The sequence below is a fragment of the Clostridium acidisoli DSM 12555 genome, from assembly GCF_900176305.1.
GTDB classification, from domain to species: Bacteria; Bacillota; Clostridia; order Clostridiales; family Clostridiaceae; genus Clostridium_I; species Clostridium_I acidisoli.
The window spans coordinates 211,522-233,038 of the sequence record NZ_FWXH01000002.1; the positions used below are offsets into that span (position 1 = coordinate 211,522).

Sequence of the window (21,517 nt, forward strand, 5' to 3'; positions counted from 1 at the left end):
TATTAATGTTTATTGTTTATTATTATTATATATTAATTTTAGCATTATTTCAATATAAAAATGGATTTAGTTCAAGAATATTTATGAGAAATATAAAAAGTAGGATATAATAATATTTAAAGTTCTAAATGTTTTAAAGTTAGAAAGGAGTATTAATTTTGTTTGCTGAAGAAAGATTACAAGAAATATTAAATATATTAAAAGCTAAAGGAAAAGTTAAAGTTAAAGAGCTTAGTGTAAAATTTGATGTTACAGAAGACTGCATTCGAAAAGATTTAAAGGTTTTAGAATCTCAAGGTAATTTAAAGAGAACTTATGGCGGTGCTGTTCAAATACGAGAATCTTCTAATGCTTATGATATGCAAGAGCGCTCAGAAATAGATGTATCTAACAAAACTATAATTGCTGAAAAGGCATTTAATATAATAACGGATAGGGAAACCATTTTTTTAGACATATCTACTACAAACATCTTATTGGCAAAACTACTAGCTGAAAGTAATAAACGTGTAACAGTGGTTACTAATATGCTTGAAATATTAAATATACTTTCAAAACAAAATAACATTTCTGTAGTGGCCACAGGTGGTATATTAAACAAAAACCTTAATGGTTTCACCGGTGCCCCTACTATTGATCTAATATCTAGATATAAGTTTGATAAATGTTTTATTGGAAGTTGTGGAGTAGATGTATTTGATAGGACCATCACTACATTTGATATAGATGATGGTATAACTAAAAGTTCAATAATTTCATCTAGTAAAAAAACATTCCTAGTAATGGAAAGCAAAAAATTTCATCTTGATGGAAACTACAAGTTTGCCAAAATAGATGATATAGATTCTATTATTTCTGACAAACTTCCAGATAAAGAAATTACAGATGTTATTAAAGAGTTCAATATTAGTATTATTTAATCCTTAATTATGTCAGTGATCTTTTTTAAGCATAACTAACACTCAGGTGGGTCAAGACCAAAACTCCACCTGAGTGTTAGTTTCACTTTATCTTACATGTTTGGCATAAAATTCATTGTAGTTTTTAAGTTCACGTTTTAAGAGATTTGGTGTATCTAGTTTATACGGACAATGATTTTTGCAATGTCCACACTCTATACAATTGTTTATTAGATTCATCTTTTCCTTAAAATCATCCTCTAAGAAACCTTCATATGGAGATCTTCCTAAAAGTAAAGTTATTCTTGCAGATGTAGGAATTTCAATTCCTGCAGGGCATGGAAGGCAATATCCGCAGCCACGGCAGAAATCTCCTGCGAGTTCTAGGCGATCTTTATTAATAATGGACCACATATTATCATCTAATACTGGTGGGTTTTTTTCAAGAGCAATAAATTCATCTAATTCAGTTTCTCTCTGTATTCCCCATATTGGAACAAGATTATCAAATTGTCGTAAAAATGTAAAAGTAGATGCAACATTAGTTATTAGTCCACCCGAAAGTGCTTTCATTGCAATAACTCCAATATCTCTTTTCTTACATTCTGTTATGAGATTTAAATCATTGTCAGCAGATAAAGAACTTAAAGGAAACTGTATCGTATCATATAACTCAGAAGTTGCTGCCTCCATAGCATTGTCTATCCTATGATTTGTAATTCCTACAAATCGAACCAAACCTCTTTTTTTAGCTTCTAATAGTCCAGCATAAAGCCCATTTGGATCTTCAGGGTTGGGAAGCTTTTCCGGATTATGTAACTGAAGAATGTCCACATAATCTGTTTTTAAGTTTTTCAAGCTTGTCTGTAAATGGTTTAGTAAAGTTTCCTTATCATTTGCATGACTTTTAGTAGCTATTATAATGTCTTTTCGCACATCGCTAAGCGAATATCCTATCTTTTCTTCACTGTCAGAATACATTCTTGCAGTATCAAAAAAATTTATTCCATTATCGTAAGCCTTGCGTAAAATCTTTTTAGCATCTTCAAACGAAATTCTCTGTATAGGTAAGGCACCAAAACCACTTCTAGTCACCATTAAATTTGTTCTTCCAAGTTTTATTTTATCCATAAATATATACCTCCAACTTTTTATTTAATAATGAGACCTAATATGCTGGAAATAGAAATTGCTTGCATTGGTGTAACTATAACCCCATTAACATCAGCAATATTTACGCCTATACCTTCAATTTCACAGCTAGTAAAATCTATGCCCTTAAGCTTTGTGAAATTCATTTGAGCCATAAGCAAATTAGACTCCTTAAACTCAACCTTAGAAAACATTGAATTCTGAAAATCTGCAGATCTTAATTGACATTGAAGAAATGCAACTTGCTTACAATTAGAATGACTAAAAAAAGCATATTCACCATTACAATTATCAAAAATTACATCTCTTAAAGTGGCTTCACTTAAATTAATGCCAATAATTTTACAATTTATAAATTCTACTCTATATACTGAAGCTTCAATGAAATCTACATTTGATAAATCACAATTTTGAAACTTTACATCCGTAAGATCTATATTTCTAAAAGTTATGTTATTAAAAATAACATTTTTAAATATTACCTGTTTAAACTCTACCCTATTTCCTTGAAGATTTTCTAAAGAACATTCACTAATTATTCCAGAAGAAAACATAACTTCATCTATTACATTTTCCCTTGATATGTATATACTATCTAAATCATCATTTATTTTAGGTTTTGCTATTTTTGTTTTGTTCTTTTCCATATGTAATTACCTCCAAAATAAATTATAGCATATAAGAGTAACAGAAATAAAATTTATAAATATATTAATAATAGTCCATAAACTAATACAGGAGGATTATTTATGAATTATGAGATTAAAGACTGTATTGATGCTGGAACAGAATATTGTCCTTGCAATCTAGCTGAAACTGGGGACTGCATTTTATGCTCACAAATGCAAGGCAAAAAATTCTGTGACTGTACAAATTGGAAGGGAGTATGTATATATCAAGAATATGTTTGGAATGGTAATAAACCTAATAAGCAGAGAAAAATAACTCTTTGTAAAATAATAAAAAAACAAAATATAGATAAAGATATCATAGCTTTTACTATAATTGCTAAACATAAATTAGTTCAAGAGTTGTCAGTTCCAGGAGCTTTTATCTTCATTAGAAATCCAGAGACTAACTCTTATTTTGATGCTCCAATATCAATAATGGATACAGATGTAGTTGAAAACACTTTAACTATTGCAGTGGAATTAAAGGGTATAAAAACCAAAAAATTAGATGAACTTAGTGAGAAGGATGATTTAGTCGTACGTGGACCTTATTGGAATGGAGTTTTGGGGCTTAAAAATGTAAACAATAGCAAAAATGGCACTTCACTTATATTGGCTAGAGGCATAGGCATGGCTCCGATGATTCCTGTAATGAAAAAATTATATGCAAATGGTAACAAAATTATAGTAGCCATAGATAAAGCAAACTTTAAGGATATTTTTATAAAAGATTATTTAAGTATGTGTAATGCTGAGCTTATAGAATGTACTTCTATGGTTTCTGGTGAACTTTCTCCTGAACTTGTAGAAATTATAAAAAAATATTCAGAGAGTTCCAATATAGTATTTTGTTCTGGACCAGATATCTTTATAAGAAATGTTTTAGATGTAATTTCTGATGATAAAAATGTAGCTTGCAGCAATAATGCAAAAATGTGCTGTGGCGAAGGTGTTTGTGGTACTTGTAGCACGAGATACAAAGGTCATGTAGTCAAAAAGCTTTGTAAAATGCAAATTGATCCAAGATACATTTTTAAAGGAAGAAGACTTTTATAAAAACGTATAAATAAATTATTTAAACATTACAAGGAATTCAAGGGGGATTATTATGAAAGTTATTATTATAGGTGCTGGCTGGGCTGGCTGTGCTGCTGCAATTACAGCTAAAAAAGCTGGAGCTGAAGTAGAAATTTTTGAAAAGACTGATATGATTTTAGGACTTGGAAACGTCGGAGGAATAATGAGGAATAACGGTAGATATACGGCCTCAGAAGAAATTATAGCCTTAGGTGCTGGAGATTTAATAAATATTACAGACGAAAATACAAGGCATAAAAATATTGATTTTCCTGGACACAAACACGCCTCTTTATATGATGTAAATAAAATTGAACCTGCAGTTCTAAAGCATATAAAGAATATGAATATTAAAGTTAATTTGATTAGCAGAGTAATTGACATTAAAAAGTCAAAAGATCATATTGAAGGTATTTATCTTTCTGATGGTACTTATATTGAAGGTGATGTTTTTATTGAAACCACCGGTTCAACAGGACCTATGGGAAACTGTTTACGTTACGGTAACGGATGTTCAATGTGCGTTTTAAGATGCCCTTCTTTCGGTCCAAGAGTAAGTATAAGCAGTAGAGCTGGAGTTGATGACTTACAAGGCGAACGAGATGATGGTGGTCTTGGGGCATTTAGTGGTTCCTGCAAGCTGGCAAAAGAATCTTTAAGTAGTGAGATTTCAGAAAAATTAGATAAAGATGGAGTTGTTATTTTAAAAATTCCACCAGAGGACATAAACCTAGATAAACTAAAATTAAAAGTCTGTCAACAATATGCTTTAAGAGAGTTTGCTGAAAATGTAATTCTATTGGATACTGGTCATGCAAGGTGAACAGAAATGCAACCTATGAAGAAGTATTTAAGCACATAATTCTTATCTCTCCACCTTATATATTTACTATTTTTTATATCTTTAACATTCAAATAGCTCTACACAAAACTATTTGTTTTATTATTCCATCTTAAGGTTTATACTTTTAGTCATATTATTATGATCTGTAAGTTTCCTACAAAAAATACTCAAGGGCTTCATAGCTTACAACAGATCTTAATAAATGAATTCCATTAATATATTCTACTGCCTTTTCAAACGACGCCTTACAATGGGTAGCTTCTTTACAATTTTTTTGCATGTCTATTACCAAAAGTGTAACTTTTGACATAATATCCTCCTCCTAAAAAACAATTCTCTTACAGTACTGTTATTAAATATTCTATATCACAGACTTTTCTTATTTGTAAAATCTATGATATTCATTTAGCTCCATACTCTGCTTTTAAAATAGAAAACAATACTAAATCCACAACGCCTCTACCTTGCCAAAAATTTCCTTGCCTTATAGTTCCTTCTTTCACAAAATTATTTCTTAAAAGTACATTCTTAGACTTCTCATTTTCTGTCATCACAAAAGCCTGTACCCTATTTACCTCAATTTCGTTAAAAAGATAATCAGGTAGTAGTGACGTCGTCTTAGAAGCTATACTTTTTCCCCAGTAATTTTGATTTAAGATATATCCTATGGTTACAGCACTAACCTTAGTATCAAAATCAAATATCTCTGCAACACCAACCATTTTATTATTCTCTTCTTTTAAATAAATTCCAAGGTTGATAATTTTCTTTTTATACTTTTTTCTATGTATAACCCGTTAATAACTTTGTTGATACTTCGCCATATAAAAAAATACGAATTAAAACACAATAAAATTCACTTCTGAATTAATACGATATCCTGGTTCCTCTACTTTATTTTCTCTCTACAATTTCACCATTACTCTTCAAAATACTCTTCTCTGCAATATAACCTCTTACAGAACTTAATGGATAAACAATACTATCTTTTCCTATTATTGTCCCTGGGTTTAAAACTGAGTTACATCCTACTTCAGCTGAATCGCCTACGATTGCGCCAAATTTCCTTAAACCAGTTTCAACAATATCTGTACCATATTTTACTTTTACTAATGTTCCATCAGACTTTAAATTGGATGTTATTGCTCCTGCCCCCAAATGGGCTTTATACCCTAATATTGAATCACCAACATAATTGTAATGGGGAAGCTGAACTTTGTTAAAGAGGATTGAATTTTTAATTTCAGTTGAGTTTCCAATTACAACATCATTACCAATGATAACATTGTCTCTAATGTAAGCAGAATGCCTGATTTCGCAATTGTAACCGATAATCGCTGGACCGTTTATAAGAACACTTTTTTCTATAGTAGTGCCTTTGCCAACCCATACAAATTCCTTTATTCTTTGAAAATCGCTTGGCAGATTTTTTGCGTATTCAAAAATAAAATCCTTAATTTCTGTAAGAGCTTCCCAAGGATACTTAACCCCATCAAATACGGCTCTTGCATCTAATTCTTCAATGTTTAGTAGTTCGTTTACAGAAACTTTCATTATAATCCTCCTCTGATTTATTTCGGTAGTGTAAATTTATTTACACTACTTGTTTAGTTTTTTGTTTATATATCAAGGGTTACAGAGTTTTTCAACGAAAAAAACAATGACCCCATAATTTCATGTTATAATTGAATCTCTCAAAACACAAAAATCACATGAAAGGGTGTCATTGTCTTGAATTCAATTATAACTTATTTATTTTTATACAATCAATACCTAACTAACCTTAGTATCAAAATCAAATATCTCTGCAACAGCAGCAATGGTTTCCATTGGTTCACCAGGTTTAAAGCGATACAGCATCGCATTCATATTTTATCTTTAGCGAGAGAGTGTATAACAGTACCAAACTCTCACTAATTATCTTTAGTGAGAAAGTGTATAACAAGTGCCACCCCCCACTAAAACTCACCTCTTTTCTTTTTATACTTTTTTCAATGTATAACACGTTAATAACTTTGTTGATACTTCGCCATATAAGAATATTCCGAACCAATTCTCTTATTCTAATAAGGAACTAATCCAAGAATAACAACTATCTAATTCTTTATCACTTATTAAATCTGACCTATGTTCAAACATTATCTTTACATTCTTATTTTCCTTTGTAATAATCTTTAAGTAATTTTCGATAGGTGCCCAGCCATCTTCTACTTTTAAATTTGGTAAAGTAGGAAAATGATTATTTTCTAAATTTCCAGTTACTTTAACATTCCATAAATGTACTACTTCAGTATACTTTGCAAATCTTTTGATAATCTCTTTTTCATTAAAATCTAAATCTATTTTACTTTGTAAATGAAGTCTCCCTGTATCCAAACATATCTTTATTGCTTTGTATTTTTCTAATAAGGCTTCAAGAAAGTTATCCTCACAAACATATTTGTTTAAAGCATCAAATTCTAATACAGGAATAAAATTATATTCAAGACTTTTTTCTGATAACCAAGAAAAGAGATTTTCACTGTATTTTTTTAATTCGATAGTTGGATAATCTGATTCATATGTATATTCACTTTTATCTGCAAATCTCCAGTTACTCATATCGAAATCATTTTTCAAAATAACTGGTTTAGGATAATGAAATAGGATATATTCAGGGTTAAGTCCCTTCTTCTTGATATAATTTAATTCTCCTTCAATATACTTATAAGCATTTTCCCTTGTTTCTTTATCTAATGATAAAAACTGTTGGTCTCTTAAATTTGATATTCCAGACCTTAAAGGAAAGTGTATACCAAATTTAATGCCTTTTCTTTCAGTTTCGTTAATTAGTTTTTCTATGTCTCTTTCATCTTCAAAAAGACACATTTCTATTCCATAAAAGTTTTCTCTAAAATCTCTATTAAATTTTATATTATCGTATTTCCCATACATTCCAATCATAAAATTTTTCATATGCTTCCCCCTTTAATAACAATACTAATTCGCATTTAACTACTGTTGCGACTTACTTAATACTTTTTAATTTATCTAATTGTTCTCTTAATCTTTTATTTTCATCTTAAAGTGAGCAACTACACCATCATAAGAAACACCTTTCTCACTGACTCTAAGACTCAATACACGCTCCTTTAGTCTGTCTTTTCCATTGTATAATAATTGTGTGGTTGATGTACCTTGATGATTTACAAGTTTGCCATATATTAAATAACTATACCTATCTGTTACTGCTCAACTAAAATCTTTCTTAATATGAAGTTAATTATTTTTCTTTTTACTTTCTTCTACTGATTTTCCAATGTTATAACCACTTCTATCTTAATAAAATACGATTCTAATCTATAACACTAATAATATACCATAAATATCAAAATAAGGATATACTCAATGTCTTACTACAAAAAAATAAAGATATGAGTGTATTTTTCGCAAAAATGAGTATACTAATAAAATTCATAATATAATGAAAAGGAGCTGTTATATTTGACAAATAAAGGTATGGATAAAACAACCGAAAAAGAAACTTTAAATAAACTTAAAATTGAACCAGTTCAAAGTGGTATTGAAGTATCAGAAAAAGAAACTCTAAATAAGCTTAAGATTGAAGCTACTCAATATGCTCAAGGAATTGGCGTTCCCTTTGGACAAATTTCTAATGAAAATGGCATCCCAAGTCAAAGCGATTCTGTAAGTGAAACCAATAAAAGCATTTAAAATAATTTCCTTAAATAATATGGTAGTTTAAAATATAGGATATGTTTTAAACTACCATATTATTTAGTTCTGAAATACAGCGTCTTTATTTGTCCTTTTCTTTGTAAAACTGTACTAATTTTTGTTGCTTTTCCAATTCATTAATTAAGTATTCAAGTTCCTCATGTGATAACTCATTAGCTACAATATCAGCTAAAACTTCTGCATATTTTTTTTCAAGCACTTCTCGATTTTTAGGTAGTATTAATGTAACAGAGTACATAATATATCCTCTCTTTTCTAAAAGAGCATCCCATATATAATATTCATTTTGATGCCGTGATGTTACATTAATACAAATTTAAATTAAGTATATAATACGAATACCTATAATAATATATTAACTATAGGTATCTTTATATCTAATATCATGTCTCTGAAGGTGATATCTCTAATGAAAATAGCAATTTACAGTCGTAAATCCAAATTTACTGGCAAAGGCGATTCAATAGAAAATCAAATTGAAATGTGTAAAGACTATATTTCAAAATATGTAGATAAAAATGTAGAATTCATTATATATGAGGATGAAGGCTTTAGTGGTGGCACTATTGATAGACCTAAATTCAAAAAATTAATGCATGATGTTCAAGCTAATACTATAGATAAATTAGTATGCTACAGACTAGATCGTATAAGTAGAAATGTAGCTGACTTCTCCTCCACCCTAGAAATTCTTCAAAATTATCACGTGGATTTTATAAGCATAAGCGAGCAATTTGATACTTCTACTCCAATGGGCCGTGCAATGATATACATAGCCTCTGTTTTTGCTCAGTTAGAGCGTGAAACCATTGCTGAAAGAGTGAAGGATAATATGATGGAACTAGCTAAAAATGGCAGATGGACTGGTGGTAAAATACCATTAGGTTTTATTTCAAATAAAAAAGTATATATTGATGAAGAAGGTTTAAAAAGACAGTTCCCTGTGCTTGAAATAGAACAGAAAGAAATGAGCTTTGTAGAACTTTTATATAATAAATATCTAGAGCTTGGAAGCTTACACAAATTAGAAGTATACGTAACTGAAAACCAGTTAAAATCAAGAAATGATGTTATGTTAGAAAAATCAAGTTTAAAATTAATTCTTCAAAACCCTATATATGTAAAAGCCAATGATGATGTGCTAAACTATTTACAAGAACATGATTATAATGTTTATGGAAAGCCTGACGGCATTCATTCACTTCTAACCTACAATAAAACAGAACAATCAATGAAGAATGGTAAGCATGTAAAAATTAAAAAGGCTAAAGAAGATAGGCTTGCTGCTATAAGTAATATTGAAGGTGCCCTGCCTCCTGCTCTATGGCTTGATGTTCAGCGGAAGTTTGATGAAAATAGAGATAAGTTTCCTAGACTTGGCAAAACCAATAATGCTTTACTAACTGGGAAAATAAAATGTGGTAAATGTAATGAATATATGCTAATTCAACATGGAAAAGTTTCAAAAACTACTGGGCAAAAATCATTCTACTATGTATGTTCTCTAAAGCGAAAATCTCATAAAAAGCTTTGTGATTGTGCAAATGCTAATGCATCAAAACTAGAGGATCTAGTGCTGCTTAGTTTAAAGAAACTTTCAAAAGCTAAGTTATCCTTTATCAGTGACCTTAAGAAAAAATATAATTCTGAATGGAAGAATAATGGCTTAGATGAAAAATTAATGCTAACTAAGGCACTTTCTGATAAAAAGAAACAAATTAGTAATTTACTAAATGAGCTTTCAAAAGAAGAAGATGAATATATGAAAGGTCTAATTCGTGATAAGATTAAACCCTTTAAAAAACAATGTATGCAACTTGAACATAAATTAGTATCTCTAGAAACTGAAACTAAAAAATCAAAAACTAACGAAATTAATTTAAAGATTATTGAAGATATTTTAAATGACTGTGAGATAATTGATAAACTTCCACGTGAAAGGCAAAAACAAATAATTGATACCATTATAGAAACTATATATTGGTTTGGAGAAAGCAATAACAGTAATAATGGCAGAATAAAAATTAAATTTATTGGTACGGATAACGACTATGAGGAAATGAATTTTACTGACAAGGAATTAGAAGAAAGTAAGTTGCAGTTTAGTTCAACTAGCACATGCAAAATTAATGACAACTTTTTATCCATTAGAGAAATTAAGAAAAATACCAGGACTTGAAACTGTTAAATTTATTGATCCATATTCGGGAGGCAAGGGCAATTCTATTAGATATTTATCCGTTGCACCTAGAACAGATGATATGAAGGTTAAAGGAATTGATAATTTATTTTGCGCTGGAGAAAAAGCAGGTCTTTTTGTAGGTCATACAGAAGCATGAACCACCAAAGTGCAGCAATTACACGAATTTTAAAGATTAACTTGTATGAATCATTATATAAGAATCTAAGTGAAGTTACAATTGGAGATAGAATAAAAAAATTAAGGTTACTAAAAGGTTACAGTCAAAACTATTTAGGTAAATTATTAGACCTATCACATTCAACTATCGATGATTATGAATCAACTAGGTGCTATCCCTCCACAAATATTTTAAATAAAATAGCTAAAACATTAGAAAAACCAATAGAATATTTTTATGATGATTATTATAAATTCATTTTTAGTAATTTTGGTAAAAGAATTAAAGAGTGGAGAACTAACAATAGCCTAACTCTTTGGGAAGCTGGTAAAATTACTGGTATAGATTTTAGAAGCATACAAAATTGGGAAAATGGTACTATTATGGACAGAACATATTTTCAGATATTAATAAAGTTTCTTAGTTAATCTACATAAATATTTTACTTGGTATAAAATCTTTTAAAAATTTCATAACTTTAGAGGATTTTCTATATTTTTGTAGAAAAAGTTCAAGAATTTTTTACTGCTTACAAAATTGAAAAAGCTCCTAAAGGTATTGGAGAATCAAGAATATATATAAAAACTCTTATAAGGGCATTGCGTCACTAGATAAATTAATAATTTCTTGTTTTGAAGAAATTGAATAAACTTAAAATTGTCTTGCTATATTATTATAAATACTTGTTTATATTCTTGAATTATGGTAAGAATTAAAATGTAATTCAACTTTCACTTTCAAACATAAAGAGAGCGTTCCGGAAGGTGCGTTCTTTTTGTGTGAAAATAGAGTTAAAGGAGTAACTATTAAGCTACTCCTTTTTCCATATTACTGATTCTAAAGCATGTATACATTCAAATAACACTCATTATTTTTTAAATTTTGTCTAATAATTCTTTTTTCTTTGTTTCAAATTCATCATCTGTTAGTATTCCAGATTGTTTTAGTTCTGCAAGTTTTCTAATTTGTTCAGGTATATTATTACTATAATGCGGGGTTTGCGAAGTTTGAGAGGTTGACGACTCTCCTATTTTATTATTTATAAAAGTACAAGCTTCTCTGAATTCATTTGCTAATGATTTACTAGTAATAGATATACAATTCGGAGCTTGTTTTGGATCGCTGCCTTTGTCATTCGACCAATAACTTTTAGCTGTGTTTTGCATCCCTCCTGCACTTAATTCGAAATATCCGCTTAATAGGTGGTAATTCACTGTTGCCCCAGCTATATTTTTATATGGCATTTGAAAGACGCCACTACCGAATGTATGTCCAGTCATGAATCCTTTTTTAATAATAAAAACTTGTTTATCACTACAAATAAGCCATTCTTTATTAGTCCCTTTTAACCACAGCAACACTTTTTCATCATTGCTTAAATTAATTGATTCCATTATATTTTTAGGTAATTCTTTTTGTTTTAATTTTCCCATAATTTACACCTTTTGTATATTTTATTATATTATAATAAATAATTTACAAATTAACAATATGTGAATACATTTATAATTATCTGTAAAAAATACAGATGAGGTGATGATATGAAAGTTAAATCTTTAATTAGAATTGATGTGGCTGCAGTTTCTACTATACTTACTATATGTGTAATATTTTTAACTTTATTGTTTAGAATTTTGAATATTGGCAAGAATTAAAATGCATGATTTGTATATTCATTATCCATATAAGGGCGTGCCGAAAGGTGCGTTCTTTTTTGTATTAAAATAGAGTTGCGGGAGTAACTATTAAGCTGCCTCTTTTAATTATTTGTTTTCGGTTTTATTAATTATTTTTTAAAAATTTAAATCCACTATAGATATACTTTTTAAAAATAAAAAACACTAAGTTATAAACCCTAGTGTTTTCCATGTCGCGACCACGCCTTTAAGCCGAGTTCTGTATTAAAAATTGGTTGTAGAAATAAATACTTATTAATAGAAATAAGTCTCTTGTAAAGCTTGATAAAACTAGAATTATAAGCATATTCAGTAAACGTGATAAAACTGCATAAAAATAGAGTTCTTATTTTTAGTATGACAAAAGTATGGCAAATTATTTTTTGCCATACTTTTGTTTTCTTTACTTTGAACAATTTGTATTTTGTACTAATATATTTATACTACAACTTCACTAAACTTGTAGATTTTATTACATATGTTATGTTAAAAACATTAAATTTTAAAATTTATCTTAATGTATCTTCAAAGCCTTACAAATTCTAACTTTATAATCTAAGATATATTTTACTTTATTATAATATATCTTAGATTATTTTATAGACTGTTGGAAGAATATCGTAAGTTATATTTTTATATTTCTAAAATTATATACTATTTTCTAAAATTTTATTATTTTAACATATACTTTTTATTATAAAAATATTCTAAGTGCAATCATTTTCAATTAAGTCATATGTACACACATCATCATTAATCTTAATAATGCATATAACAAATATCAATAACGCATACATATAATATTGTTCGTGAATTTTTTCCTTTGTTTCACTATTAGCTTGAGTACCATGTTCGCATTTATTTCTAATATCATATCCATTATTAAATTTTTTCTTATTTAAGATAAAGCTTATATATTCTTGCTCTGGTAATGTAAACAATTTATTCGAATATTCAATAAATCCTTTCTTCTCTAATTCATCAAAATATTTTCTAAACTCTAATGGATAACTCCAATAGCTTATAACATCATTTACACTCAAATCATATAAAATAAGTACTATATTAGGATTTTTCCATTTAATTCTATAATACAAATCAACTTCTATAATTTCATGCTCAATAAGCCACTGCAAATCGTTATTTTGATATTCCTGATAATCTTTCATATAAATTTCTTCATTATTTACTAAATCAAAAAAGCAATTATATCTATCTTCAATTCTTCTAATATAACATAACATACATTGATCAGATGAGAGAAAATATTTTATCTTCTTATAAATATCTCCTTTTCCATAAACATATTTTTTATCTACCAAACTAGTTAAATTGCCGTAATCTTCACCTCTTGATGACATTTCTAGAAGTTCATTATCTATTTCTCCATTTTGAACATATAATTTATATTGTTTTAATATTGATTCTAATTCAGGAAATGTACTACGTGCTTTTTCTAAATATGTAGCCTTTTCAGATGGCATTTTCAATGTAAAACCATTAATTCCAAACTCATTTTTTAAATACGTTTTGAAAAACCATTCAATACTATCTTCAAATCTAATTCCTATTCTTTGTAATTCTTTATAATAAGCTGAAATTTGCATTAATGCTAATAAATTTTTACGATTAAATACAACTCCAACCGGATAGTCATGTTTTGATCTTATAAAAATATTTCCAAATACACTCAATTCACTTTTTTTACTTACAAATTTAACACGCATTTGCATATCAACAAATTCAAAAACATATATAAAATTATTCAATAATGTATTAAAATCACTATTTTCAGTTATCCATTTAGTACTATAAGAAAACTTCCAATTATTGCCCTTTATATCAATACTTCTGGCTTCACATTGATTATTAGAAAAGCAAACGTCTGTCTCCATATAAATGCCTGAATTTTTATTAAATAACTTACATTTTTCCTCTTCTATTTTTCTCTTTGCCTTAAGCTTCACCTTGTCTGATAATCTTAATTCCTTGGACGGTTTTATATTTTGAATAATTTCTAACATGTTAATATGTGCTATTGGTAAATCAATATACTTTGAAATTAATTCCTCTTTTTCAGAATTAGTCAATTCACTTGGCAAATAGATTATGTTTTCATTATTATTTTTCATTTCATATTTATCCAAAATAATTTTTGCCATAGATGAATCTGCAATTAAATATTCTTTTATTACATTTCCGTAATACTTTACAATTTGTTGATCATATAAGACTGAATATATATTGACTTCTTTTAGTTTTAATAATTGTTTGAATACATGGTTACTAATATGTTTATATTTTTTATATTGAGAAAACATTTTCCAAAAATCTTCTCTGTATTCAATATCTATTTTTAAATACTCTCCAATTATACTATCATTATTTATTAAAGACCAAAACTTCTCTATAATATCATAAAATTTTTTAATAACTGAATTAAAAAAGTTAATTTGCTCTACATTCCAACTGTTCAATTTAAGACCACTATCAAAATATTGCTTTATATTATAACATTCAATAATATTATTAATATCAATATCATTAATATTATATTTTAGTATTTTATTATTGTACTTCTTTAAAATTGATTCTATATTTTTCAAGTTATAACCTACAGCCATATCCCTAACTGAATAAAATTTAATTCTCCCCATTTTAATCACTACCTTTTTAATAAAATAAATTTGTAAGATATGAATAATAAATTCTGTCCTAACCTAATTTGCTTTTTTTATTTCCGCATGAATTTTTATTAACATTCCTTCATCAAAATAATTATTGCAGACTGATACAATGTCTTTTAAAGGAGCAATTTTGATTGGATTTTCTAAAATTTTTCTAATTCTTATATTGTCTGTATTTATTATTATCTTTGCCTCACTTTGAAATTTAAATCGCTTTTCATCTTTAATAGCTAACTCCATAGGTGAACTCTGACCAAAATCCCACCATCCATATTGTCCAAATTTCTCAAAATCAATATATTTAACACTAGTAATAATTATTTCTTTTATTTTTAATCCAAGCTTCATAAGTCCTTTTATAAGTCTTCGTTCAAACTCATTATAATTTTTAATCATAATAATAGCTGTTTTATCATCTTCATCTTATTTTTCTACATCATGAGCATCTAAATTATCCATAAAATCTCTAAAATATGCTGATGGTATAGTTGTTGTTAATTCACATTTACCTTCTTTATTTTGACAAGGAAGCATACTTTGTTTTAATATATAAAAGCAAAAACATGGTAATTCCATATCTCGAGCTTTCTTTAAATAAATATGTTCCCCGATTCTTAACCGTATTAGGTGTGAATAATTTTCATATTTTTTGTTTAATTTCATTACATGTTCAACGTCAAACACATTAAATGTTGCCATTGTCCCCTCTAACATGTCTCCGCGCCCTTCACCTTTTTCAATAGCATATTTAACCCACAAATTTGGAGTATTAAATTTTATTTCCCCTTATTAAAATTTATTATTTTAACAAATTTATTAACCTTATTAATAAATATTATCATACTAACAAAAAATAAAATTACCGATATAAATATTAAGCTCATCATAATATATGTCGATATATCCATACCTGCATTTATGTTATTATTAGAATTTGGTACTAACACACTTATTACTAATAAAGCTATATATTCAATAAAAAATAAACTTATAATAGTTGTCCCCTTTTTATCATATTTTCTATAGTAAAGTTAATTCTTTTAATTAGAAACCATCTTCCAAAATTAAATGAAAAATTTCCAACTGTACATATAACGCCAATAATAGAAGTAAGTATTACAATTATAGTCTCAAATTTATTCAAATAATCACCCTCACTAACAATTATTTTAATTTCCCAGAAAAAAATTAAATTTTACATATTAACACTTATATACAAGTCATCTATATAACTTGTACACTTAAATTTAATACTATTATCCTTTTGAAATGCACTTTTAATTCTTTTAATAACACTAACCTCATAATTTTTATGCAGAAATGTATTAATTAAAATTCATTAACATTATCAATTCCTTTTTCAAACTTAAATACATATTATTATTATAACAATACATAACTTGTAATAAGTATATCATATTTAATTATTATAACTAAATTATGATATACTTTAACAAAATATATTTTAGAGGTAATTAATATGAATAATAATTTAATTAAGCTACCACCCGAAACTTTCGGAGAATATATAAAAAGAATACGTGAACTTAGAGGATATTCTCAAAGGAAACTTTCAGAATTAAGTAATCTTAGCAACACTACAATTTCAAGAATTGAGAAAGGAGGCATACGGAACTTAGATGCAGATACTATTGTCAAATTAGCTACTGGATTAAATCTTAATAATGAACAGTTATTAATTTATGCTGGCTACTTAGACAAACGAGAAAATAATAAACCTAACAATATAAAAGAATACATATTACTTGGAATGAAAAATCTAGGTTGGATAAATTCTTACGGAGATATTAATAAGGAAACTCTTACATATGTTGAATTCTTACTTAATAGGACAAAAAGCTGTTTGTTTTCAATACTTAAAAGAATATCAAAAAAGTTTAGATATATATGATAGAATATTAAGTTGTATAGATAAAAAAGATTATGAAAAGTATATAATAACTCTAATAAATGCAACTGAAATTTATATAGAACTTAAAGAATACGATAAATCAAAACAATATCTAAATATAATACTTAATAATATGATTAATATTAATGAAGAAAATAAATATCTAGCAGGATTATATTTTGAATTAGGTAAAATATTTAAGTGTTTTAAATATTTTAATAAATCCGAAAAATGTCTTTTAACCTCATTATCATTGGCTAAAAAACAAGCACAATATTTTTTTTCTGAATTAATTTATATATATACATTTACTAATAATCTACAAAAAATTACTAATATAAAAAATGAGGTATCTATACTTATTTCAAAACAAGAAAAAACAGATAACAAACTTATATATAAACTAATAGATTTATATTTGAAAATTGGGAATATTGAGAGTACTAGAGAATTAATTAGTTTTGGCGAAAAATTTATATGATATATTATAATAAAGGACGTGATAAATATGTTTTTCAATAAACATAAAGTATTATGTGTATTGTTATTAATAAGTGTCTTATTTTTAATGACAGTATACTCTAATCACCAAGTTTTCATAGCTGCTAAACCATATTATCCTTGGTAATACATGGTAACGTTATCTTAAACTTTACCTATTTATTATTTTACATAAAAATATTTAGTTGAGTTATTGCATGATTCTTATTTACATTTTAATAAAGTTCCAAAGGATCTATCTCCCATGGAACTTTTTATTTTAAAAAAACATATTAATAAAATTCAACTATTTATTAGTAGATTGTACTCCTGCTACTTGTTTTGTACCAATATTGAAATCTTCTAAACCATTGACTTCTAAAATTGTAGATTTAATTACATTATAAATTTCCTCATCACTTAACCCTGTCTTTCCTTCTATCATTTCTAACACTTTACTATGCTTAAGTTCACCTCTCCAATCAAATTCCTTGCCAAGTTGCTCTGCTGCATAAACTGCATCTTTAACTATTTGCTTATCTTTATTATATTGTTCTATTCCTATAGAAGCTTGCAATACTACTTCTTGCTTTTCTATAAATGCTTTATGTGCATTTAAAAAAGCTTTTATTTCATTTCTTACTAGCGCAAGAATAGTTATTACTCCAGCACCTACTACTGGTATTACTATTTCATTTATTAATATTTGTGTTGATTGATTTAACATTTTTTCATTCCTCCAATATTTTTTAAATTAAAAAAGAACCTAGATTTTCTAAGCTCTATACATTTTCATCAAGTAATTTTTCCCATGTGGCAGCACCAACCACACCATCAGCACTCAAACTATGTTTTGCCTGCCAGTTTTGAACATTAATCTTAGTCTGATTTCCAAAAGTGCCGTCAATAGATCCACCGCACCTAAACTGAATATACCTAGTTGCATATTCCATATGTGCATAAGTAACACCATCAGTAGGCCTACTATAGATTTGTCCTACTGCTCCTGCTGTCTTTGGACCCCAAATGCCATCTGGTACAAGTCCCATTATTCCTTGAAATTCTTTTATTGCTGCTATTGTTGCAGGACCATTTATACTATCAACTGCTAGTCCCTTTTTAAGCAAAGTATTTAACTGCTGCTGAATTATCCTTACAGTTGGATCACCACTTTGCACTGGTCCAGTAGCTTGAACTTTTGCTACTATGGAAGCACTACCAGCTAAAATTAAATCTGAAAATAAATCTACATCTGCATCACCTTGAAGTCCATTAACTCGGCCTGTCCATGCATACTGAATTCCTGCATATTCTCCTGTAGACGTTGGATTAGTATTGGGTTCTGCTACCCATATTTTATTTTTAGGTAGGCCGCATTTATCTGCTACGTTGTGTGAAGCATAAAGCAATAAATTAGGATTTTGAGCCATAAACTGAGTTACAAAATTCATGTCTGGAATGCCAACCTCATAATCTAGTACTGGTTTGAGATCCCAGTCATATTTATCTAAGATACTTTTAAAATGTTCATATTCTGCTTGAGGAGCGTTCTTTTCTCCAAAGTGATATCCACCTACTTTAAGACCTACTGCTTTAGCTGCCTTGTACTGTTCCTCTACTTTTGGATTATTATAAGTTAATCCATCCGTAAGCTTAATATAAACAACCTCAACACCGCTTGCCTTAACTGCGTTCCAATCTGTTATATTTGTTTCACTATAAATATCTATACCTTTCATTTGTAAGCCTCCTATTTAAATATTTTTATTTTTACTTCTTCAATATCTTTTTTAACATCTTCTAAAATACTGAATTTGTCAGTAAGTTTATTAATAATCTCCTGGTATTTTCCCTCCCTTTCCTCCGCTTTTTTATCTCTCTTTTCCTGTTCCTTAAGAACGTAAAAAAGCAGTACTACAAACAGTACCGCCCACATTCCTTGTTGCATTGCCATTTTTAAGACTTCATTTTCCACAGTGCACCTCCTAAGTTGTATTAAAAAAGGACTTAGAAATTAATCTAAATCCTTCTGCCTATATATTATTTTTATACAATACTTTTATTTAATTTGCTTTGTATTCATCAACATCATAATTTGATATTTTGTCATATATTAAATACTCAGTTCTCTTTGTATATGCTGCTGAACTTGGAGTTTTATTAAATGAATAAGTAAAGCCACCTTGTCCACCTGCTCTGTTGTTATACCATGTTATAAAGTCATTAACTTGGCTCATAGTTATATCATATGATCTTTGTTGTCCATCTGTCATGGTTACCGTTAACAATGCATTTCCATCAGCGGGATTTTTAACATTTACAGTACAAGTTGCAGTTTTATTACTTCCATCTTGTGTAGTTGCTGTAATTGTCGCAGAACCTTCTTTTACTGCTGTAACTTTACCATTATCATCTACTGTTACTATACTTGGATCACTTGAAGTCCATTTTACAGTTTTATTTGTTGCATTATCTGGTGCTACTGTTGCTGTTAAATTACTCGTATCTCCTGTTTTCATATCTAATGATGTTTTATCTAATGATATTCCTGTTGCTAGTGTTGCTGATGAATCAATTAACTCGCCCGTTGAATCTATATCTATGGCATCCAAATCAATTGCTTTTTGCCCATTGCCTCCACTTGATGATGTATTGGTTATTAAAACGGTGTGTATTCCTGTTGTTAAATCTAATTTTTCAAATACCAATGATTGGAACGAAGGACTTACAGGAGCATTTCCACTATATTCTGAAAAAGAATATTCAGTTCCATCAATGCTAATGCTTATATCGTTATTTCTATTATTAGCCATAAGTGCAATTAGCCTAATTTTACTTCCACTGAATTTAAAAGTTAATGAATCATCTGTAGTTAACGTAGCTGAATCTGTGTTATCATACTCTCCAGAGGCATTATTATTAATCCATGTTCCTTTATAAACTATCTTGTTGTCTGTATTATCAATCCTCTGCCATCCTGACTCTGGAGCAGTCAATGATTGACCCAATGTAGCTGCCTTAACTTCCTTAATCCCATTTGTACTAACCAAAATTCCAGTTAACAAAAATACACAACATATTAATCCAAATATTTTCTTCCAATTTGTTCTTAACTTTTTCATATTGATCCCCCTTGTATAATTAATCTCATATAAAGGGTAGCACCATTCTACATATTATTACAATATTTTTCATAACATAAATTGCCTTAAATATCGACATATATTACTTTATAAGGTATATGTTGAATATTAATTAATTAAACTTAGTTCTTCATTTCAGTGTAATTAAATCCTTATAATTTTGCAGTATTCCTACAGGTTTATTTTCTCCAAATAATTTATATCTTAAATAATCATCCACATATACATTAAGTGGAACTAGTAAAAACCACAGAACAGCATAAGGAATACATACTTGGCCATATAAATTTCCCCAAGTATTTGAATAATCCCATATATCTAAATGCAGCCAAACATTTAATATCATTCCACTTGTAAATTCTAATACAAGGATTATTACGGTACCTATAAGACATTCCTGCCACATCTTTTTATCATAGAAGGCTGGATGTTCGTTTAATCTTCCAATAAGGAAAGCACTTAAACCTCCAACTACTAACATACTGATATGTGCCCAGCCACGCCATAAACCTTCAAGAACCATATAAAGAGCGCCCATGATAAATATTAGTATTAAATCTTTATATATCTGCTTTTTCATAGTATCAACTCCTAAATTTCTAGTTTATGCAAAAATAACATAGCCAAGTTCTTTAGCTCTGCTTTTTACTGCTGTCTCAAATTCTGTATACTGTTGAGCTGCTGTTTCTCCCGCTATGTTTGTAGCTCCTACTGTATCTAGTAGAGTTTTATTTTGTACGCTTAGTGCTATATTAAAGTTTTGAGTTCCCCCATCTAGCGACGTTGATACATAGGCTACGGTTACATCTGCACCTGTAGCATCCTTTAAAGTTATACTTGCTGATAAATTTGTAGTTTCATTAATCATCATTTTTACA

The 21,517-nt window shown here is 28.3% G+C and carries 25 protein-coding genes and 2 pseudogenes; 9 read left to right on the forward strand and 18 right to left on the reverse strand.

What is annotated here, in order from left to right; translation table 11 throughout:
• Positions 1 to 158: 158 nt before the first annotated feature.
• Positions 159 to 920, forward strand: coding sequence for a DeoR/GlpR family DNA-binding transcription regulator (locus B8978_RS01065; RefSeq protein ID WP_084113430.1), 762 nt, complete (start codon positions 159 to 161; stop codon positions 918 to 920).
• A gap of 87 nt (positions 921 to 1,007) precedes the next feature.
• On the opposite strand, the gene B8978_RS01070 is transcribed toward B8978_RS01065, so the two are convergent.
• Both B8978_RS01070 and B8978_RS01075 read right to left on the reverse strand, forming a co-directional pair.
• Complete coding sequence (locus B8978_RS01070; RefSeq protein WP_084113431.1) at positions 1,008 to 2,030, reverse strand: aldo/keto reductase; 1,023 nt, start codon at positions 2,028 to 2,030, stop codon at positions 1,008 to 1,010.
• A 20-nt stretch (positions 2,031 to 2,050) separates the two neighbouring features.
• Positions 2,051 to 2,698: a pentapeptide repeat-containing protein gene (locus B8978_RS01075; RefSeq protein ID WP_084113432.1), complete on the reverse strand. Its 648-nt coding sequence runs from the start codon at positions 2,696 to 2,698 to the stop codon at positions 2,051 to 2,053.
• Positions 2,699 to 2,800: 102 nt separating this feature from the next.
• Between B8978_RS01075 and B8978_RS01080 the strand changes: the two genes are divergently transcribed.
• Positions 2,801 to 3,778 (forward strand): sulfide/dihydroorotate dehydrogenase-like FAD/NAD-binding protein, encoded by a 978-nt coding sequence (locus B8978_RS01080; protein WP_084113433.1) that lies wholly within the window; start codon positions 2,801 to 2,803, stop codon positions 3,776 to 3,778.
• 52 nt (positions 3,779 to 3,830) lie between these two features.
• Positions 3,831 to 4,619, forward strand: a pseudogene (locus B8978_RS01085) (FAD-dependent oxidoreductase); the annotation flags it as partial.
• Positions 4,620 to 4,797: 178 nt separating this feature from the next.
• On the opposite strand, the gene B8978_RS19595 reads toward B8978_RS01085, so the two are convergent.
• The 4 genes from B8978_RS19595 to B8978_RS01100 form a co-directional block, all read right to left on the reverse strand.
• Positions 4,798 to 4,953 carry a hypothetical protein gene (locus B8978_RS19595; protein WP_176212562.1) on the reverse strand — a complete coding sequence of 52 codons (156 nt, stop codon included), beginning with the start codon at positions 4,951 to 4,953 and terminating at the stop codon, positions 4,798 to 4,800.
• A gap of 91 nt (positions 4,954 to 5,044) precedes the next feature.
• Complete coding sequence (locus B8978_RS01090) at positions 5,045 to 5,434, reverse strand: GNAT family N-acetyltransferase (RefSeq protein WP_341435437.1); 390 nt, start codon at positions 5,432 to 5,434, stop codon at positions 5,045 to 5,047.
• Positions 5,435 to 5,537: 103 nt separating this feature from the next.
• Entirely contained in the window at positions 5,538 to 6,197 is a 660-nt protein-coding gene (locus B8978_RS01095; RefSeq protein WP_084113436.1) for an acyltransferase, read from the reverse strand.
• Between the two features lie 504 nt (positions 6,198 to 6,701).
• On the reverse strand, positions 6,702 to 7,598 hold the full coding sequence (locus B8978_RS01100) for a hypothetical protein (protein ID WP_084113437.1): 897 nt from the start codon (positions 7,596 to 7,598) through the stop codon (positions 6,702 to 6,704).
• A gap of 528 nt (positions 7,599 to 8,126) precedes the next feature.
• Between B8978_RS01100 and B8978_RS01105 the strand changes: the two genes are divergently transcribed.
• On the forward strand, positions 8,127 to 8,357 hold the full coding sequence (locus B8978_RS01105; protein WP_084113438.1) for a hypothetical protein: 231 nt from the start codon (positions 8,127 to 8,129) through the stop codon (positions 8,355 to 8,357).
• Positions 8,358 to 8,442: 85 nt separating this feature from the next.
• Here B8978_RS01105 and B8978_RS19600 read toward each other — a convergent pair whose 3' ends face one another.
• Positions 8,443 to 8,619 (reverse strand): hypothetical protein, encoded by a 177-nt coding sequence (locus B8978_RS19600; RefSeq protein ID WP_176212563.1) that lies wholly within the window; start codon positions 8,617 to 8,619, stop codon positions 8,443 to 8,445.
• Between the two features lie 171 nt (positions 8,620 to 8,790).
• Here B8978_RS19600 and B8978_RS01110 point away from each other — a divergent pair, with 171 nt between their 5' ends.
• From B8978_RS01110 to B8978_RS01115, 3 genes and pseudogenes are all read left to right on the forward strand, one after another.
• Positions 8,791 to 10,560 (forward strand): recombinase family protein, encoded by a 1,770-nt coding sequence (locus tag B8978_RS01110; protein ID WP_139795940.1) that lies wholly within the window; start codon positions 8,791 to 8,793, stop codon positions 10,558 to 10,560.
• Positions 10,484 to 10,717: pseudogene (locus B8978_RS19375) on the forward strand (FAD-dependent oxidoreductase); the annotation flags it as partial. The gene B8978_RS01110 and the pseudogene B8978_RS19375, both read left to right, overlap by 77 nt.
• On the forward strand, positions 10,717 to 11,169 hold the full coding sequence (locus B8978_RS01115; RefSeq protein WP_084113439.1) for a helix-turn-helix domain-containing protein: 453 nt from the start codon (positions 10,717 to 10,719) through the stop codon (positions 11,167 to 11,169). The pseudogene B8978_RS19375 and the gene B8978_RS01115, both read left to right, overlap by 1 nt.
• 447 nt (positions 11,170 to 11,616) lie before the next feature.
• Here the strand turns inward: B8978_RS01115 and B8978_RS20050 are convergent, their stop codons facing one another.
• The 5 genes from B8978_RS20050 to B8978_RS19605 all read right to left on the reverse strand — a co-directional run bounded on the left by B8978_RS20050 (position 11,617) and on the right by B8978_RS19605 (position 16,248).
• The gene (locus B8978_RS20050) at positions 11,617 to 12,174 is read right to left on the reverse strand and encodes an SHOCT domain-containing protein (protein ID WP_207651862.1); all 558 of its coding nucleotides are present in this window, start codon (positions 12,172 to 12,174) and stop codon (positions 11,617 to 11,619) included.
• Positions 12,175 to 13,124: 950 nt separating this feature from the next.
• Complete coding sequence (locus tag B8978_RS01125; RefSeq protein ID WP_084113440.1) at positions 13,125 to 15,074, reverse strand: hypothetical protein; 1,950 nt, start codon at positions 15,072 to 15,074, stop codon at positions 13,125 to 13,127.
• 63 nt (positions 15,075 to 15,137) lie between these two features.
• Positions 15,138 to 15,500, reverse strand: a complete 363-nt coding sequence (locus B8978_RS01130; protein WP_084113441.1) for a hypothetical protein — start codon at positions 15,498 to 15,500, stop codon at positions 15,138 to 15,140.
• 27 nt (positions 15,501 to 15,527) lie between these two features.
• Positions 15,528 to 15,803, reverse strand: coding sequence for a hypothetical protein (locus tag B8978_RS01135; protein WP_139795941.1), 276 nt, complete (start codon positions 15,801 to 15,803; stop codon positions 15,528 to 15,530).
• Positions 15,804 to 16,092: 289 nt separating this feature from the next.
• Positions 16,093 to 16,248, reverse strand: a complete 156-nt coding sequence (locus B8978_RS19605; RefSeq protein ID WP_176212565.1) for a hypothetical protein — start codon at positions 16,246 to 16,248, stop codon at positions 16,093 to 16,095.
• Positions 16,249 to 16,584: 336 nt separating this feature from the next.
• Between B8978_RS19605 and B8978_RS01140 the strand changes: the two genes are divergently transcribed.
• Together B8978_RS01140 and B8978_RS01145 are read left to right on the forward strand one after the other, a co-directional pair.
• Complete coding sequence (locus B8978_RS01140; protein ID WP_084113443.1) at positions 16,585 to 17,016, forward strand: helix-turn-helix domain-containing protein; 432 nt, start codon at positions 16,585 to 16,587, stop codon at positions 17,014 to 17,016.
• On the forward strand, positions 16,934 to 17,497 hold the full coding sequence (locus B8978_RS01145) for a hypothetical protein (protein ID WP_084113444.1): 564 nt from the start codon (positions 16,934 to 16,936) through the stop codon (positions 17,495 to 17,497). Before B8978_RS01140 ends, B8978_RS01145 begins: the two co-directional genes overlap by 83 nt.
• A 306-nt stretch (positions 17,498 to 17,803) precedes the next feature.
• On the opposite strand, the gene B8978_RS01150 is transcribed toward B8978_RS01145, so the two are convergent.
• The 6 genes from B8978_RS01150 to B8978_RS01175 form a co-directional block, all read right to left on the reverse strand.
• Positions 17,804 to 18,223, reverse strand: coding sequence for a hypothetical protein (locus B8978_RS01150; RefSeq protein ID WP_084113445.1), 420 nt, complete (start codon positions 18,221 to 18,223; stop codon positions 17,804 to 17,806).
• A 55-nt stretch (positions 18,224 to 18,278) separates the two neighbouring features.
• Positions 18,279 to 19,235: a peptidoglycan-binding protein gene (locus tag B8978_RS01155; RefSeq protein WP_084113446.1), complete on the reverse strand. Its 957-nt coding sequence runs from the start codon at positions 19,233 to 19,235 to the stop codon at positions 18,279 to 18,281.
• Positions 19,236 to 19,246: 11 nt separating this feature from the next.
• Positions 19,247 to 19,471, reverse strand: a complete 225-nt coding sequence (locus B8978_RS01160; RefSeq protein ID WP_084113447.1) for a BhlA/UviB family holin-like peptide — start codon at positions 19,469 to 19,471, stop codon at positions 19,247 to 19,249.
• 88 nt (positions 19,472 to 19,559) lie between these two features.
• A complete protein-coding gene (locus B8978_RS01165; RefSeq protein WP_084113448.1) occupies positions 19,560 to 20,618 on the reverse strand; it encodes an Ig-like domain-containing protein in 1,059 nt (352 codons plus the stop codon).
• Positions 20,619 to 20,769: 151 nt separating this feature from the next.
• Positions 20,770 to 21,219 (reverse strand): putative ABC transporter permease, encoded by a 450-nt coding sequence (locus B8978_RS01170; protein ID WP_084113449.1) that lies wholly within the window; start codon positions 21,217 to 21,219, stop codon positions 20,770 to 20,772.
• 24 nt (positions 21,220 to 21,243) lie between these two features.
• Positions 21,244 to 21,510 carry a hypothetical protein gene (locus B8978_RS01175; protein WP_084113450.1) on the reverse strand — a complete coding sequence of 89 codons (267 nt, stop codon included), beginning with the start codon at positions 21,508 to 21,510 and terminating at the stop codon, positions 21,244 to 21,246.
• Positions 21,511 to 21,517 lie beyond the last annotated feature (7 nt).